Origin of the sequence: Streptomyces sp. NPDC018026 (assembly GCF_044327745.1) — a bacterium.
Lineage (GTDB): Bacteria > Actinomycetota > Actinomycetes > Streptomycetales > Streptomycetaceae > Streptomyces > Streptomyces rubrogriseus.
In genome coordinates, this window is record NZ_JBIRFY010000003.1 from 340798 (window position 1) to 356773 (window position 15976).

At 72.5% G+C, this 15976-nt stretch carries 13 protein-coding genes; 2 read left to right on the forward strand and 11 right to left on the reverse strand.

Annotated elements, in window-relative coordinates; genetic code table 11:
• Positions 1–162: 162 nt before the first annotated feature.
• The 6 genes from ACH4D3_RS11710 to ACH4D3_RS11735 all read right to left on the reverse strand — a co-directional run bounded on the left by ACH4D3_RS11710 (position 163) and on the right by ACH4D3_RS11735 (position 6216).
• The gene (locus tag ACH4D3_RS11710; RefSeq protein ID WP_398319857.1) at positions 163–996 is read right to left on the reverse strand and encodes a class II glutamine amidotransferase; all 834 of its coding nucleotides are present in this window, start codon (positions 994–996) and stop codon (positions 163–165) included.
• A gap of 39 nt (positions 997–1035) precedes the next feature.
• Positions 1036–2514, reverse strand: coding sequence for a glutamate-cysteine ligase family protein (locus ACH4D3_RS11715; RefSeq protein ID WP_398319860.1), 1479 nt, complete (start codon positions 2512–2514; stop codon positions 1036–1038).
• A 149-nt stretch (positions 2515–2663) separates the two neighbouring features.
• Complete coding sequence (locus tag ACH4D3_RS11720; protein ID WP_398319863.1) at positions 2664–3161, reverse strand: peptidylprolyl isomerase; 498 nt, start codon at positions 3159–3161, stop codon at positions 2664–2666.
• Positions 3162–3210: 49 nt separating this feature from the next.
• The gene (gap, locus tag ACH4D3_RS11725) at positions 3211–4209 is read right to left on the reverse strand and encodes a type I glyceraldehyde-3-phosphate dehydrogenase (RefSeq protein ID WP_398319866.1); all 999 of its coding nucleotides are present in this window, start codon (positions 4207–4209) and stop codon (positions 3211–3213) included.
• Between the two features lie 146 nt (positions 4210–4355).
• The gene (locus ACH4D3_RS11730; protein WP_398319869.1) at positions 4356–5312 is read right to left on the reverse strand and encodes a GlxA family transcriptional regulator; all 957 of its coding nucleotides are present in this window, start codon (positions 5310–5312) and stop codon (positions 4356–4358) included.
• Between the two features lie 31 nt (positions 5313–5343).
• Positions 5344–6216 (reverse strand): SGNH/GDSL hydrolase family protein, encoded by an 873-nt coding sequence (locus ACH4D3_RS11735; RefSeq protein WP_398319872.1) that lies wholly within the window; start codon positions 6214–6216, stop codon positions 5344–5346.
• A gap of 250 nt (positions 6217–6466) precedes the next feature.
• Between ACH4D3_RS11735 and htpG the strand changes: the two genes are divergently transcribed.
• The gene (gene htpG / locus ACH4D3_RS11740; protein WP_398319875.1) at positions 6467–8401 is read left to right on the forward strand and encodes a molecular chaperone HtpG; all 1935 of its coding nucleotides are present in this window, start codon (positions 6467–6469) and stop codon (positions 8399–8401) included.
• Between the two features lie 268 nt (positions 8402–8669).
• Positions 8670–9968: a YeeE/YedE family protein gene (locus tag ACH4D3_RS11745; protein WP_398319878.1), complete on the forward strand. Its 1299-nt coding sequence runs from the start codon at positions 8670–8672 to the stop codon at positions 9966–9968.
• Positions 9969–10034: 66 nt separating this feature from the next.
• On the opposite strand, the gene ACH4D3_RS11750 is transcribed toward ACH4D3_RS11745, so the two are convergent.
• The 5 genes from ACH4D3_RS11750 to ligA all read right to left on the reverse strand — a co-directional run bounded on the left by ACH4D3_RS11750 (position 10035) and on the right by ligA (position 15929).
• Entirely contained in the window at positions 10035–10607 is a 573-nt protein-coding gene (locus tag ACH4D3_RS11750) for a TetR/AcrR family transcriptional regulator (protein WP_398319881.1), read from the reverse strand.
• A gap of 10 nt (positions 10608–10617) precedes the next feature.
• Positions 10618–11199 carry a sugar O-acetyltransferase gene (locus ACH4D3_RS11755; RefSeq protein WP_398319884.1) on the reverse strand — a complete coding sequence of 194 codons (582 nt, stop codon included), beginning with the start codon at positions 11197–11199 and terminating at the stop codon, positions 10618–10620.
• Between the two features lie 69 nt (positions 11200–11268).
• The gene (locus ACH4D3_RS11760) at positions 11269–12489 is read right to left on the reverse strand and encodes an MFS transporter (protein WP_398319887.1); all 1221 of its coding nucleotides are present in this window, start codon (positions 12487–12489) and stop codon (positions 11269–11271) included.
• A 66-nt stretch (positions 12490–12555) separates the two neighbouring features.
• On the reverse strand, positions 12556–13665 hold the full coding sequence (locus ACH4D3_RS11765) for a serine hydrolase domain-containing protein (RefSeq protein ID WP_398319890.1): 1110 nt from the start codon (positions 13663–13665) through the stop codon (positions 12556–12558).
• A gap of 164 nt (positions 13666–13829) precedes the next feature.
• Positions 13830–15929, reverse strand: a complete 2100-nt coding sequence (ligA, locus tag ACH4D3_RS11770; protein ID WP_398319893.1) for an NAD-dependent DNA ligase LigA — start codon at positions 15927–15929, stop codon at positions 13830–13832.
• Positions 15930–15976: the final 47 nt, after the last annotated feature.

Consider the following 15976-nt stretch of genomic DNA (forward strand, 5'->3'; position numbering starts at 1 on the left):
CGACGCGAGAGGCGTCGGACGGTCGGTGCGGAGAAGGCCGTTAAAGGCCGGAACGCTCACAGCCGGTCCGCTCGGGCACGCGGGGACACTCCGCGGTGGTGCCGAACCGGTATGTGGTCATGGCACCGATTGTGTGATCTTTCCTCGCCCGTGTCAATGGGATCACGCGGGGACGGGAGCGAACGGAAGCAGGTCGTCCCCCTCCGGCTGGACGACGCCGTAGCTGCTCTCGGGCACCTTGTTCCACACGCCGGGCAGATCGCCCAGGGGTTCCGACACGATCAGCCGGGTGCTGTCGGACGCCTCCTTGAGGAAGGGCAGCCCGGGATGCAGCGCGCGCAGGCTCTCCACCCGGCTGCTGTAGTAGAGCGAGCGCGACTGGGCCTGGCTGGAGTAGCGGAAGGCCCACAGGCGGTGCCCGTCGGTCACCGCGACCGTCATCTGCAGCGGGAACTCCACGCCGTGTTCGTGTCCGATCTCCTCCACCAGCCCCGCCATCCGGGCCACGGCGGCGGGAGGATCCTCCTCCAGGCCGAGCGTGAGCGCCAGGTAGAACATCATCTCGGAGTCCGTCGATCCCTCGATGTCGAGGAAGAGCCGCGAATCGACGGCCAGCGCGAGGTCCCGGCGCAGCCGGTGGAACTCGGCGATCGCGCCGTTGTGCATCCACATCCACCGGCCGTGGCGGAACGGATGGCAGTTGGTCTGCTGCACCGGGCTGCCCGTCGACGCCCGGATGTGCGCGAAGAACAGGGGCGAGCGGACATGGCTCGCGATCTCCCGCAGGTTGCGGTTGCTCCAGGCCGGTCCGACCTCCCGGACGATGGCGGGGGTCTGCATCTCCGGCCCGAACCAGCCGACGCCGAACCCGTCCCCGTTGGTCGTCTCGACGCCCATGCGGGCGTGCAGGCTCTGGTCGATGAGCGAGTGCTCGGGCTGGTAGAGCAGGGACTCCAGGAGGACGGGCGTCCCCGAGTAGGCGAGCCATCGGCACATCGCTCCGTCGCCTCCCTAGTGGCCTCCCCGCCCCGGACGTCAGTCCACCGGCCAGGTGTGGACCGGGGCGTTGAGGTGCATGTAGTCCATGTACTGCTGGGTCATCCTGCGCAGCGCCTCGTGCCGGCCGGGCCGCGCGCCGGCGTCGATGTGGTGGAACATCTCCTTCTGCCACACCGCGCCGTTGCGGCCGGTGACGCACCGCTGCTCGATGATGCCGAGCAGCGGCTCCCGCCAGGCCGAGTCCATGCCCGACAGCTCCAGGCCCCGGTGCGCCAGCGGCAGCAGCCGGCGCAGCACCAGTTCGGGCACCGTCACCTCGCCCACGCCGGGCCAGTACAGGTGTGCCTCGATGCCGTGCCGGGCGGCGGTGTGCAGGTTGTCCTCCGCGACCGAGAAGGACATCCGCGACCACACCGGCCGCTCCTCCTCCACCAGGGCGCGGGTGAGACCGTAGTAGAAGGCCCCGTTGGCGAGGGTGTCGGCGACGGTCGGACCGGCCGGCAGGACGCGGTTCTCGACGCGCACGTGCGGCTTGTCGTGGGCGACGGCGTAGACGGGCCGGTTCCAGCGGTAGATGGTGCCGTTGTGGAGGGTGAGTTCGCCCAGTTCCGGGATGTCGCCGCGGTCGAGGGTCTCGGCGGGATCCTGCTCGTCGCACAGCGGCAGCAGCGCCGGGAAGTAGCGGAGGTTCTCCTCGAACAGGTCGAAGACGCTGTTGATCCAGCGCTCCCCGAACCACACCCGGGGCCTGACCCCCTGGGCCTTGATCTCCTGCGGCCGGGTGTCGGTGGCCTGTTCGAACAGGGGGATGCGGCTCTCGTGCCACAGCTCCTTGCCGAGCAGGAAGGGCGAGTTGGCCGCCAGGGCGACCTGGACACCGGCGACGGCCTGGGCCGCGTTCCAGTAGTCGGGGAAGTCCTCCGGGGCGACCTGGAGGTGGAACTGGGTGCTGGTGCAGGCGGCCTCGGGCGTGATCGTGTCCGCGTAGGTCCGCAGGCGGTCGACGCCGTCCACCTCGATGTGCAGGTCCTCGCCCCGGGCGGCGAACACCTGGTCGTTGAGCAGCCGGTAGCGCGGGTTCTCCGACAGGGCCGCCTCGCCCACGTCCGACTGGCGCAGCGTGGGCAGGGTGCCGACCATGATCAGATGGGCGCCGACCGACGCGGCGCGGTCCTCGGCGTGGTTGAGGGCGGCGCGGATCTCGGTCTCCCAGGCGTCGGGGCCGCCCGCCGTCAGCTGCCGGGGCGGGATGTTGATCTCCAGGTTGAACCGGCCCAGCTCGGTGGACCAGGCGGGGTCCGCGATGGCTTCGAGGGCGTCGCTGTTGCGCATCGCCGGTTCGCCCCGCTCGTCGACCAGGTTCAGCTCGATCTCGAGACCCACCTGGGGCCGCTCGGTCTCGAACCGGGACTCGCGCAGCATCTGCGCGAAGGCCTCCAGGCACTCCTGCATCTTGATCCGGTAGCGGCGGCGGTCCTCGCGGGTGAAGACCAGCGCCGGGACGTCCCGTCCCATCGGTCCTCCCGGGGTTGCCTTCCTCGGACGCTCCTCCACCCCAGCGTCGCACCACCCGGCGCACCCCACCAGACGGGACGGGACGGGGCCCGCCGCACGGTGTGCGACGGGCCCCGCAGGGTTCGGGTCCGCGTAGGGCCGAGCAGGTCCTACAGCTTGCCGGACGCGCGCACCTTGATCTCCTTGGAGGTCTTGCCCGCGGGCGAGGAGCCGTAGCCCTCGATCTTGTCGACCACGTCCGTGCCCTCGACGACCTTGCCGAAGACGACGTGCTTGCCGTCCAGCCAAGGGGTGGGGACGGTGGTGACGAAGAACTGCGAGCCGTTGGTGTTCGGACCCGCGTTCGCCATGGACAGGAGGTAAGGCTCGGTGTGCTTCAGCTGGAAGTTCTCGTCCGCGAACTTCTCGCCGTAGATGCTCTTGCCCCCGGTGCCGTTGCCGTTGGTGAAGTCACCGCCCTGGAGCATGAACTGCGGGATCACACGGTGGAACGGGGAACCCGCGTAGCCGAAGCCGTGCTCGCCGGTGGCCAGCTCCAGGAAGTTCCTGGCGGTCTTGGGGGTGACGTCCTCGAAGAGTTCGAAGACGATGCGGCCCGCATCCTGGCCGGCGATGTCGATGTCGAAGTAAACCTTGGAATTGCTCATCGCACCATTGTGACGTGTGACCCCCGGTGATGCCGAACCGGCTGCCCGTTCAGCGTGTGGCGAGCAGTCCGAGGGTGTCGATCACGCGGTTCGAGAAGCCCCACTCGTTGTCGTACCAGGCGACCACCTTGACGTGCCGGCCGTCCACGCGGGTCAGGGCGGAGTCGAAGATCGACGAGGCCGGGTTGCCCGTGATGTCGGAGGAGACCAGCGGGTCGTCCGAGTACTCCAGCACGCCGGCGAGCGGGCCGTCGGCGGCCGCGCGGTAGGCCGCCAGGACGTCCTCGCGCGTCACGTCGCGGGCGACCGTCGTGTTCAGCTCGACGATCGAGCCCACCGGGACCGGCACGCGGATCGAGTCGCCCGACAGCTTGCCGTCCAGTCCCGGCAGCACCAGGCCGATCGCCTTGGCGGCGCCGGTCGTGGTGGGCACGATGTTCACCCCGGCGGCGCGGGCGCGGCGCGCGTCGCGGTGCGGGCCGTCCTGGAGGTTCTGCTCCTGCGTGTAGGCGTGCACCGTCGTCATGAAGCCGTGCTCGATGCCGGCCAGCTCGTCCAGCACCGCGGCGAGCGGCGCGAGGGCGTTGGTGGTGCAGGAGGCGTTGGAGACGATCGTGTGCGCGGCCGGGTCGTAGGCGTCGGTGTTCACCCCGTACGCGAGCGTCACGTCCGCACCGCTCGACGGCGCGCTGACCAGGACCTTCCGGGCACCCGCGGTGAGGTGGGCGCGGGCGGCGTCGGCCGAGGTGAAGCGGCCGGTCGCCTCCAGCACGAGGTCGACGCCCAGCTCGGCCCAGGGCAGCCGGGCCGGCTCGCGCTCGGCGAGCACCTTGATGCGGTGCCCGTCGACGACCAGCGTGTCCCCGTCGACGGTCACCGGGCGGCCGAGCCGGCCGGCCGTCGAGTCGAAGGCCAGCAGACGGGCCAGGGTGGCGGGCTCCGTGAGGTCGTTGACGGCGACGACCTCGAGCTTCGTGTCGCGTTCGAGCAGTGCGCGCAGCACGTTGCGCCCGATGCGGCCGAATCCGTTGATGCCGATGCGAGTCATGAGTGGTGTGTCCCTTCGTTTCGCCGCCAGGTCCTTCGCCACCAGGCTCGCGCACGCCGGGGGCGGGTGGCAGCGGCGGGAGTGCCACGGTTCGAAAGGATCACGCCAATCACGCCCGGGTGCGGGCGGCGGCGCGCGCGGCCCGGCTACTCGCCCCGGGCGAAGGTGCGCCGGTACTCGCTGGGCGTGGTGCCGAGGATGCGCTGGAAGTGCAGCCGCAGGTTGGCTCCGGTGCCCAGACCCACGTCGGCGGCGATCTGCTCGACGCCGAGCTCGGAGCGTTCGAGCAGCTCACGGGCCCGGTCGAGACGGGCCCGCATGATCCACTGCATCGGGGTGTACCCGGTGTCCTCGACGAAGCGCCGGGACAGGGTGCGCGCCGACACCGCCGCGTGCCGGGCCAGCGTCTCCAGGGTGAGCGGCTCACCGAGCCGGCGCAGTGCCCACTCGCGGGTGGCGGCGAAGCGCTCGCCGAGCGGCTCCGGCACGCTGCGCGGCACGTACTGGGCCTGGCCACCGCTGCGGTAGGGGGCCGCCACCAGGCGCCGGGCCGCGTGGTTCGACGCGGCGATCCCGAGGTCGCCGCGCAGGATGTGCAGGCACAGGTCGATGCCGGAGGCGGCGCCCGCGGACGTCAGGACACTGCCCTCGTCCACGAACAGCACGTTCTCGTCGACCCGCACGCCCGGGTGCTTCGCCGCGAGCGCCCGGGTGTAGTGCCAGTGCGTGGTGGCCCGCCTGCCGTCGAGCAGCCCCGTGGCGGCGAGCGCGAACGCGCCGGTCGAGATGGCGGCGAGCCGTGTTCCGCGGTCGTGGGCGGCCGTCAGCGCGTCGAGGACGGTCCGCGGCGGGTCCTCGACGTCGGGGGAGCGGTAACCGGGGAGGAAGACCAGGTCGGCCCACGCCAGGGCGTCGAGGCCGTGGGCGACGTGGTACGACAGGCCGTCACCGCCGGTCACCAGGCCGGGCGCCGCCCCGCACACCCGTACCTCGTACGGCATGCTCGCGCGCGTCGTGAAGACCTGCGCCGGAATGCCGACGTCCAGGGGTTTCGCGCCCTCCAGGACGAGGACGGCGACGCGGCGCAGACGGGGGGACGGCACGGGAAGAGCGTACGCGGGGAGTGACCGGTGGTCAGCTCAGACCGAGGACGCTCATCGTGTGCTCGGCCATGCGCCGCTCGCCGAGGGCGTTGGGGTGGACGGGAACGAGGCTGTGCCCGAACAGCAGCGGTTCGATCCAGCGGGTGCCGGGGGCCTCGCAGGCGTCGTGGCCGTCGGACACCCCGGAGAAGTCCACGTAGACGGCTCCGGTCTCCTCGGCGGCACGCCGGACCGCGTCGTTGAGGTGCGCCTGGATGGCCCGCAGGTAGGGCACGTCACCGGCGGCGACGGGCAGCTTCAGGAAGCAGGACGGGTCGGCGGTGGCCGGGGTGATCCACGGGTAGCCGAGGGCCGCCACCCTGGCGTGGGGAGCCCTGGCGCGGACGCCGAGCAGCGCCTCCTTGAGCGCGGGGTACGTGTTGGCCTCGATCTCGTCGTCGAAGGAGGTGCCGTGCTTGTCCTTGCAGGGGCTGCCCTTGCCGCCGCTGAGGACACCCGCCGTGCCGCAGGCCGTGATGGCGTTGACGAACGTGCCGTTGTCGTTGCCGCCGATGGTGAGCGTGACCAGGTCCGTGTCGGTGCCGAGCGCGTCCAACTGGGGTGCGACGCCCGGGTACTGGGCCTGCGTGAAGTCGGCGGTCCGAGCGGCGCCGCAGGTGACGTCCTTGAGGCGGGCGCCCGTCGTGTCCGCGATGACGTGGGGGTAGTTGGCCGTTGAACGCAGGCAGAGCAGGTTGGTGGGGTCGACGGGCAGGACGCCCGAGCCCGCGCTGTAGCTGTCGCCGAGGGCGACGTAGTCCAGGGTGGGCGCGGCGTGCGCGGTGGCGTCGGTGAGGCCGAGGGCGAGCGTGGCGACGGCGGCGGCTGTCGCGGTCATGACACGGCGAAGGGCAGGCTTCGGCATGTGCTCTCTCTTCTTCGAGGAGGCGCTTCTTGGGGAGAAGGCGCTTCTTGGGGAGGACGCGGCAGCTGGTTACCCGGCGGTTCTACTTTTAAGTAATGTGCAGGCCCGTTGACCCGAAGTCAACGTTGCTGACGGAACTTCTCGCAGGAGGCGCAAGGAGGCGGCCTGACACCACCTCAGCCCCGGGCGGAGCTGTTCTAGAGTGGCTTGCGCCAGTGCGTACGACTGATCTGTGAGGTACTCACCAGCCATGACGACCGAAACGTTTGAGTTCCAGGTAGAGGCGCGTCAGCTGCTCCAGCTGATGATTCACTCCGTCTACTCGAACAAGGATGTCTTCCTGCGCGAACTCGTCTCCAACGCCTCCGACGCGCTGGACAAGCTGCGCCTCGCCGCCCTGCGCGACGACGCTCCGGGCGCCGATGTGAGCGACCTGCACATCGAGTTGGAGGTCGACAAGGACGCCCGCACCCTGACCGTGCGGGACAACGGCATCGGCATGTCGTACGACGAGGTCACCCGGCTGATCGGCACGATCGCCAACTCGGGCACCGCCAAGTTCCTTGAGGAACTGCGGGAGGCCAAGGACGCGGCCGGGGCCGACGGTCTCATCGGACAGTTCGGCGTCGGCTTCTACTCGGGCTTCATGGTGGCGGACGAGGTCACCCTGGTCACCCGGCACGCCGGTGAGGCCGAGGGCACCCGGTGGACCTCCCGCGGCGAGGGCACGTACACCCTGGAGCGGATCGGCGAGGCCCCGCAGGGCACCGCGGTCACGCTGCACCTCAAGCCGGCCGACGTCGAGAACCAGCTGCACGACTACACCTCCGCGTGGAAGATCAAGGAGATCGTCAAGCGGTACTCGGACTTCATCACCTGGCCGGTCCGCCTGCTGCCGGAGCCGGGCGACGACCGGAACGACGGCGCCGACGGTGCCGACGGTGACGGCGCCGAGGCCCGCGAGGCGGAGACGCTCAACTCGATGAAGGCCCTGTGGGCGCGCCCGCGCGACGAGGTGTCCGACGACGAGTACCACGAGCTGTACAAGCACATCGCCCACGACTGGCGCGACCCGCTGGAGACGATCCGGCTCCAGGCGGAGGGAACCTTCGAGTACCAGGCCCTGCTTTTCGTGCCCTCGCACGCCCCGCACGACCTGTTCACCCAGGGCTACCAGCGCGGCGTCCAGCTCTACGTGAAGCGCGTCTTCATCATGGAGGACTGCGAGGAACTGCTGCCGCCCCACCTCCGGTTCGTCAAGGGCGTCGTCGACGCGCAGGACCTCTCGCTCAACGTCTCCCGCGAGATCCTCCAGCAGGACCGCCACATTCGCCTGATCCAGCGCCGGCTGACGAAGAAGGTCCTCTCGACGGTCAAGGACCTCAGGACCTCCGCGCCGGACCGCTACGCCACGTTCTGGCGCGAGTTCGGCGCGGTGCTCAAGGAAGGCCTGGTGACCGACTCCGAGAACCGGGACGCGATCCTCGCCGCCTGCTCGTTCGCCTCCACCCACGACGCCGACGAGCCCACCGCGCTCAAGGACTACGTGGAGCGGATGAAGGACGGTCAGGACGACATCTACTACATGACGGGCGAGTCCCGGCAGGCCATCGAGAACTCCCCGCACATGGAGGCGTTCCGGGCCAAGGGCGTGGAGGTCCTCCTGCTCACCGACGCCGTCGACGAGGTCTGGGTCGACGCGGTGGGGGAGTACGAGGGCAAGGCGCTGCGCTCGGTGGCCAAGGGGGAGATCGACCTCTCCGGCACCGAGGCGGACAAGAGCGACGCGGAGAAGGAGAAGCAGGGCGAGGAGTACGCCGGGCTGCTCGGCTGGATGACGGAGCACCTGGGCGAGGAGGTCAAGGAGGTCCGGCTCTCCTCCCGCCTCACCGTCTCCCCGGCGTGTGTCGTCTCCGACGCGGGTGAGCTGACGCCCGCCCTGGAGAACATGTACCGGGCGATGGGCCAGGAGGTGCCCGGCGCCAAGCGGATCCTGGAACTCAACCCGGAGCACCAGCTGGTGAAGTCCCTGAACCGGGCCTGGACCGACCGGCGGGACCGCGCCGAGCTGACCGAGACCGCCGAACTGCTGCACGCCCTCGCGGTGCTCGCCGAGGGCGGCCGCCCCAAGGAGCCCGCCCGGTTCGTGCAGTTGATGGCGGACCGCCTGGAGCGCTCGCTGTAACCGGCCGGGAAGACCGGGAAGGACCCGGACGCCACGCCGTCCGCCATCCGCATGGCGAGACGGCGTGGCATCCGGAGCGCGCTCCTCCGTATATTCGTGCGCATGTATGCATCGGCTCCGCTGCTGTGCCTCGCGCTCTTCGCGTGCTCGGCGTGGTGCGTCGACGACGGCCTCTGTCGCCGCTGACCCTGCGGACCGGCCGCGCTCCCCGCGCCGCCGGTCCGCCCGCGTCCGCCGTCCCCGTGCACACCACCCCGGAGATTCTTCCGTGACCACCGCACCCCCGGCCGGGTCCGCCCCGGCCGCGCCGCCGCGCGCGCCCGCCGCCCTGTTCACTCCCTCGCCCACCTCCTCGGCCCGGCCCGAGGCGCCGCCCCTGCCGCCGGTGCGGCGGACGCCGCTCGCCGTGTCCGGACTGCTCGCCGCCGCCCTGGCCGCGTACGTGTGGTCCGCGCACGGTGCCGAGCCCGGCGTGCTGCTCCTGCTCGGCCTCGGTCTGGGCGTCGCCCTCTTCCACTCCCGGTTCGGCTTCACCTCCGCCTGGCGGCAGCTGGTCGCCGTCGGCAACGGGACCGGGCTGCGGGCGCACGCGCTGCTCCTCGGCACCACGGCCACCCTGTTCGCGCTCGTCATCGGTACGGAGACCGGGCTGTTCGGCTCCCAGCCCGCGCCGTCCGCCGGGCCGATCGGCGTCGGTCTGTTCGCCGGTTCGGCGCTCTTCGCGATCGGCATGCAGCTCGGCGGCGCCTGCGCCTCGGGCACCCTGTTCGCGGTCGGCTCGGGGCAGACGTCGATCGTGCTGACCCTGGGCGGGTTCGTCGCGGGCGCCACGCTGGCCGCCTGGCAGTTCGACCTGTGGAAGGACCTCCCGGCCTGGGAGCCCGTCGTGCTGTCCGAGCACATCGGCTGGTTCGGCTCCTGGGCCGTGACCGTCGCCGCGCTGCTCCTGGTGGTGCTGGTCAGCCGCCGCGTCCAGGCCCGCCGCAACCCGCCGCCGCTGGGCGCCGTGCCCTCGGCGCGCCGGGCGGCCGTCCGTGCCGTGCGCGGGTCCTGGCCGCTGGCCGTCGGCGCCCTCGCGCTGGCCGTGCTCGGCGCGGGCGTGCTGCTGGTCTCCGGCGGCGCCTGGGGCGTCACCAGCGCCTTCAGCCTGTGGGGCTCGGAACTGGTCGGCGCGCTCGGCGGCCACCCGGAGAACTGGACCTGGTGGCAGCGGCCCGGCAACGCCGAGATGCTGGCCGGTCCGGTGCTCGCCGACAAGACCAGCCTCACCGACATCGGCATCATGATCGGCGCGGCCGTCGCCGCCTCGCTCGGCGGCACCTGGGCGCTGCACCGGGGCATCCCCTGGCGTACCGCCGTGGCGGCGGTGCTGGGCGGCGTACTGATGGGCATCGGCGCCCGGCTGGCCGGCGGCTGCAACATCGGCGCCTACCTGGCGGGCATCGCCTCGGGCAGCCTCAGCGGCTGGCTGTGGGGCGCCTTCGCGCTGGCCGGCACCTGGGTGGGCCTCAGGCTGCGGCCCCTGTTCGGCCTGGGCAACCCGAAGCCGGGCGACGGCGTCTGCTGACGGGGAACGCCCGTGCGGCGCGGGGGTCAGGCCCGCGCCGCACGGGCCGCTGGGGGCGCCGTTTCCCTAGGGGGCGGGCCGGTCCGGGGCCGGCCGGTCCGCGGTGGTGATCCGGGCGATGGCCTCCACCGTGAGGGCGCGGCCGTGCGGCTCACGCGCCAGGGCACGGTGCAGCGTCAGGCCCTCGATGAGGGCGTCCAGCTGGCGGGCGGTGTCGGGGTCGAAGTGCTTCTCCAGGTGGACGCGGCTGCGGCGCATCCACTCGTGGGTCAGCTCCCGGTAGGCCGGCTGCCGCGCGGCGAGCGTGTACAGCTCCTGGGTGAGCACCAGGTCGCGCTGGCTGTCCTCGGACAGCTCGTGCACGAGGTCGGCCACCGCGGCCCGGGCCCCGTCGCGGTCGGCGGCGGCGCCGAGATGCTCGTCGAACACCGCGACGATGTGGTCGGTGAACCGGCCGAACGCCTCCCGCAGCAGCTCCTCGATGCCGCTGAAGTGGTACGTCATCGAGCCGAGCGGTACCCCCGCGCGCTGCGCGATCCTGCGGTGGGAGACGCGGGCGATGCCCTCCTCGGCGATCAGGTCGAGGGTGGCCGCGAGGATGCGTTCCCGCCGCTGCGGATCGGTGTGTCCGGTTGCCATGGGAGCAGACTTACACGTTCCGCACCGGCCGGGCGGGGTTGCCGACCGCCACGACGTTCGCCGGTACGTCCTTGGTGACGACCGCACCGGCGCCGATCACCGCGTTGTCCCCGATGGTGACGCCCGGCAGCACGATCGCGCCGCCGCCCAGCCAGACGTTGTCGCCGATGACGATCGGGCGGGCGGCCTCCAGCTTGTCCCGCCGGGGACCGGGCTCCAGGGGGTGCGTCGGGGTCAGCAGCTGGACGTTCGGCCCGATCTGGCAGTCCTCGCCGATGGTGATCGCCGCGACGTCCAGCGCCGTCAGGTTGTAGTTGACGAAGGTGCGCGCGCCGACGGTGATGTTGCTGCCGTAGTCGACGTACAGCGGCGGCCGCACATGGGCCTCGGCGCCCAGGGAGCCGAGCAGTTCCGCGAGGAGCGGTCGCGCCGCCTCCGCGTCCTCCGCGAAGGCCGCCTGGTAACGGGCGGCCAGCCGCACCGCCTGCTGCTGCCTGCGGGCGATCTCCGGATCGTCGGCGATGTAGAGGTCGCCCGCCCGCATGCGTTCGAGGTTGGTGCGGGAGTCGCCCGCGAAGTGGTCCGTCGGCATGCGTCCGATCCTACCCCCCAAAGCGTACGAACGTACACTCTCGGTGCGCGCGTCACCCGGCGGCAGGGCTCAGGTTCGGCCGCGCCGGGGCCGGAGCACTCCGGCGCACAGCAGCACCAGGAGCCCCGCCAGCGGCACCACCAGCAGGCCCACCCGCAGGCTCGTCGCGTCGGCGACCAGTCCCACCACCGGCGGCGAGAGCAGGAAACCGAGCCGCATCAGCCAGGAGACGAGAGTCAGGCCCGACCCGGGCTTGAGGCCGGGCAGTTCGTCGGCCTCGTGCATGGCCGCCGGTACCAGCGTCGCCACCCCGAATCCGGCCGCGGCGAATCCGAGGACCGTGCCGGGCACCGTCGGCACGGCCAGCGCCAGACCCATGCCGACCGCGGCGATCAGGGCACCGGAACGGGCCACCGCGCGCTGGCCGAAGCGGTCCACGAGCCGGTCGCCGACGATCCGGCCGACGAACTGCGCGCCGACCAGGGCGACATACCCGGACGCGGCCAGCGCCGCCGTCGCGTGCAGCGAGTCGGAGAGGTAGAGGGTGGCCCAGGACATGCCCGCGTCCTCGACGAGGGTGCCGGCCGTGGCGATGAGGACGAGGGCGGCCAGTACCCAGCCGGTGCGCAGGCCGGCCGCCGGTGCCCGGACCGGCGACGGCGCGGAGTCCTCGGCGCCGGTCTCCGCGGCCGGTTCCGCCTCGGTCTCGGGGCCCGGCAGGCAGTGGCGCAGGGCGACGCAGGCCGCGACCGCGAACACCACGGCGGAGAACAGCAGGTGCGGACCCCGCGAGACGCCGAGTGCGATGGCGGCGGCGGCCATGGACCCGCCGGTGACGGCGCCGATGGACCAGATGGCGTGGAAGGAGTTGATGATGGAACGTCCGTAACGGCGCTGCACCCGCAGGCCGTGGGCGTTCTGCGCGACATCGGTGAAGGCGTCCATCGCCCCCGCCAGGAACAGCGCCCCCGCGAACACCACCACCGAGTCGGCGAGGCCCGCGGCGAGGATGCCCACCCCGGTCAGCAGCGTGACGCCGACCGCGACCCGCGCCGAGCCGAACCGGCGCACCAGGATCCCGGCCGCCAGCCCGGCCGTGATGGCTCCCGCCGGGAAGGCCGCCACGGCCAGTCCGTAGGCGGCGTTCCCGATGCCGAGGTCCGCCTTGATCTGCGGATAGCGCGGCAGCAGGTTGGCGAACAGGGCCCCGTTGGTGAAGAACAGCACGGCGACGGCCACCCGAGCCCGCCGATCGGCCAGGGCGGGCCGGCGCAGTACGTCAACAGTCATGCGCGGGAGCCTACCCGCCAGGGCGTACGAACGTACACTCCCGGCTGTCCCGGCCGGGGACGCTGCTCAGCGCCCCTTGGCGCACAGGGCCGCGTCCACGGCACCCTGGAGATGACGCAGGCTGTCGCCCTCGGCGGCCCACGTCGTGGTGTAGACGGTCACCGTGCCCCGGCCGCCCGTGGCCCGGCCGCCGCCCACCGAACCGCCGGGCAGGTCGCCGCCGTGGCCCCAGTAGACGCCGCCGCAGCTGAGCGGGATCGAGGCGAGGCCGTACCCGTAGCGGCTGCCCGCCGGGTAGACGTCGCGGCCGCCGATGTCGGTGGTGTCCCGCGTCATCAGGCGCACCGCCCAGCCGGGCAGCAGCCGGCCGCCGAACAGACCGTCCCAGAAGGCGTTGAGGTCCACGGGGGTGGACACCAGGCCGCCGGACGCGCCGAACTCGTACCCGGGCAGCTCGGTCACGTCCACCCTGCCGTCCTGCGGGTGCGCCGGATGGACGCCGTAGTTCCGGGCGTGCGGGCCGCGCAGGTCCAGCTCGCCGGGCGCGGGCCAGTACGTGTCGTCCAGGTGCAGCGGGCGCAGGATGGTGCGCTCCACGTACGTGCGGAAGCCGACCCCGGACACCTCGTCGATCACCATGCCGAGGACCAGGTAGTTGGTGTTGGAGTAGCCCCAGTCGGCGCCCGGCTCGAAGACCGGCTCGGCGTCGAGCGCGAGGGCCAGGTACTCCTGAGGCGTCCCCGGCCGGGTCCAGTCCACCAGCGCCGAGTACTCCGGCAGCCCGCTGGTCTGCTTCAGCAACTGCCGTACGGTGATGGGGCTGTCGGCCAGTTGCGGCACGTAGGAGCCCGCACGGTCGCCGAGGCCCAGGCGGCCGTCCGCCACCAGCCGCAGCACCGCGGTCGCGGTGAACGCCTTGGTGTCGCTGGCGAGCCGGAACCGGCCCCGCTCGTCGGTCATCGCCCGGCCCGAGGCCAGGTCGGCGACGCCCGAGGTGCGTGTCGTCCTGCCGTCGTACGCGAGTGCGCCCGGTACGCCGTCGCGTGCGGTGAGCAGGTCCAGTTGACGCTGCACGGGGTCGGGGCGGTGCGCGGGGTGGGCCGCCGCCGCGGGCGCGAACGCCCCGGTGAGCGCGGCGGCGAGCAGGACTGCGGCGGCGAGGCGCTTGCGGTGCATGTGTCTTCCCCCAGTTCGTGGCCGCCCGACTGCCGCGGGCGGACGGTGTCCCTTCACCGACGACCCTCTCAGCGCCGGGAAGGAAGATCAGTGGGACTGGCCCCCGACCGGGGGTGTCACCAACACCCCCCGGCCCGCACCCCCTCGCGCAGGGGCGCCCGGCCTCAGCCGAGCAGGTCGGCGACGAGCACGGCGAACTCCTCGGGGGTGGCCAGCCGGACGCCCAGCTGCTCCGCCTTGGCCCGCTTGGAACCCGCCCCCTCGCCCGCGACGACGAGCGTCGTGTTCTTGGAGACGCTGGAGGAGGAGCGTCCGCCGGCCCGCTCGATGAGTTCGTTCATCTCGTTGCGGCTGAGCCGTTCCAGGTGTCCGGTCATCGCGCCGGTGACGACCACCTTCATGCCCGCCAGCGGGCCGCCGTCCGCCGCCGCGGCGGGCGACGCCCCGTCCTCGCCGTCCGCGCCGTCCGCGTCGGCGGGCGGGGGCGGGGTCGCGCCCGGCTCGGTCATGTTGACGCCGGCGGCGGCGAGCTTGTCGATGAGCGGGGCGAGCTCGGCGATCTCCGCGACGACGGAGGGGGCCTTCTCCACCCCGATGCCGTCGACCCGCTGCATGGCCTCGGCGTCGGCGGCGCGTATGTGGTCCATGGTGGCGAAGTACCGGGCGATGCGCCGGGACATGGACCGGCCGGTGCCCCGCACGCCCAGCGCGCACAGCACCCGGGACAGCGGCTGCTCCTTGGCCCGGGCGAGCGCGGCGAGGAGGTTGTCGGTGCTGGTCTCGCCCATCCGCTCCAGGGCGAGCAACTGCTCGCGCCGGAGCAGGAACAGGTCGGCCAGGTCGGCGACCAGCCCCGCCTCGACGAGCTGGACGACCCGGGTGGTGCCCAGCCCCTCGATGTCCAGCTGGTCCCGCCCCGCGGCGTAGGCGAGGGAGGCGACCAGGTGGCAGTTGCGGCCCTGCGCGCACCGCCAGCGCTCCTCGCTCGTGTCGATGTCCGAGCCGCAGCGCGGACACGCCTCGGGGAACACGATGGGCCGTTCCTCGCCCGTCCGCAGATGGGCGACCGGCGCCTCGATGCGCGGAATGACGTCACCGGCGCGGTGCACCATGACGTGGTCGCCCAGCCGCAGACCGCGACGGGTGATGTCGGCCGGATTGTGCAGCGTGGCGTACGTGATCGTGGAGCCCTCGATGACCACCGGTTCCAGGACGCCGCGCGGCGCGATGATGCCCGTACGGCCGACGTTCCACTCCACGTCGAGCAGCCGGGTGATCTTCTCCACGGCCGGGAGCTTGTACGCGATCGCCCAGCGCGGCGCCCGCGAGCCCGACCCGGCGGCCCGCTGGTCCGCGGCGAGGTCCGCCTTGACGACGATCCCGTCGATGCCGAACGGCAGCTCGGCACGGAGCGCGGCGATCTCCTGGACCCGCGCCACCACCTGCTCGGGCGTCTCAACGACCACGTCCGGCACCGCGGTAGCGGTGCTGGTGTGCACGCCGAGCCCGGCCGCCGTCTCCATCAGCTCGCTGTACGGCAGCTCCTCCAGCCGCCCCGCGAGCGCCGCGTCGGTGCCCGGCAGGGCCAGCAGGCCGTACCCGAAGAACGTCATCGGCACCGTGTAGGCGCGCTCCTTGGCCCGCAGGGTGCCCGCGGCCGCGTTGCGCGGGTTGGCGAAGGGCTGCCCGCCGTGCCGGATGCGCACCTCGTTGGCGTGCTCGAACTGGGCCGTCGTCATCAGGATCTCGCCGCGCACCTCGACGGTGACCGGCTCGGCCAGCGCCCCGGGCAGCCCCTCCACGGTGCCGATCGCGTGCGAGACGTCCTCACCGGCCGTGCCGTCGCCCCGGGTGATCAGCCGGGTGAGGCGGCCCTCCTGGTAGCGGGCGGCGACCGCGAGGCCGTCCAGCTTGGGGCCCACGCTGAACCGCGTGACCTCGCGGTCGATGCGCCGGGCCAGGGACGCCGTCCAGGCGGTGAACTCCTCCGGCGAGAACACGTTGTCCAGGCTGAGCATCGGCACCGTGTGCGGCACGTCCCCCTCGGCCGCGCCGCCGGCGACCTTGCCGGTGGGGGAGTCGGGCAGCACCTCGTCGGGGTGCTCGGCCTCCCACGCGGCGATCCCTCTCGCCAGCCGGTCGTAGGCGTCGTCGTCCAGCGGGGAGGAGCCGCCCGCGTAGTAGGCGGCGGCCGCGCGCGCGGCGTCCTCGACCGCCTGGGCGTAGGCGGTGGCGTCGACGATCACTGCTGCAGGAGTAGTCATGGCCCGAATCATGCCGCCCACCACTGACAACGGGTCCGCGCCGCCGC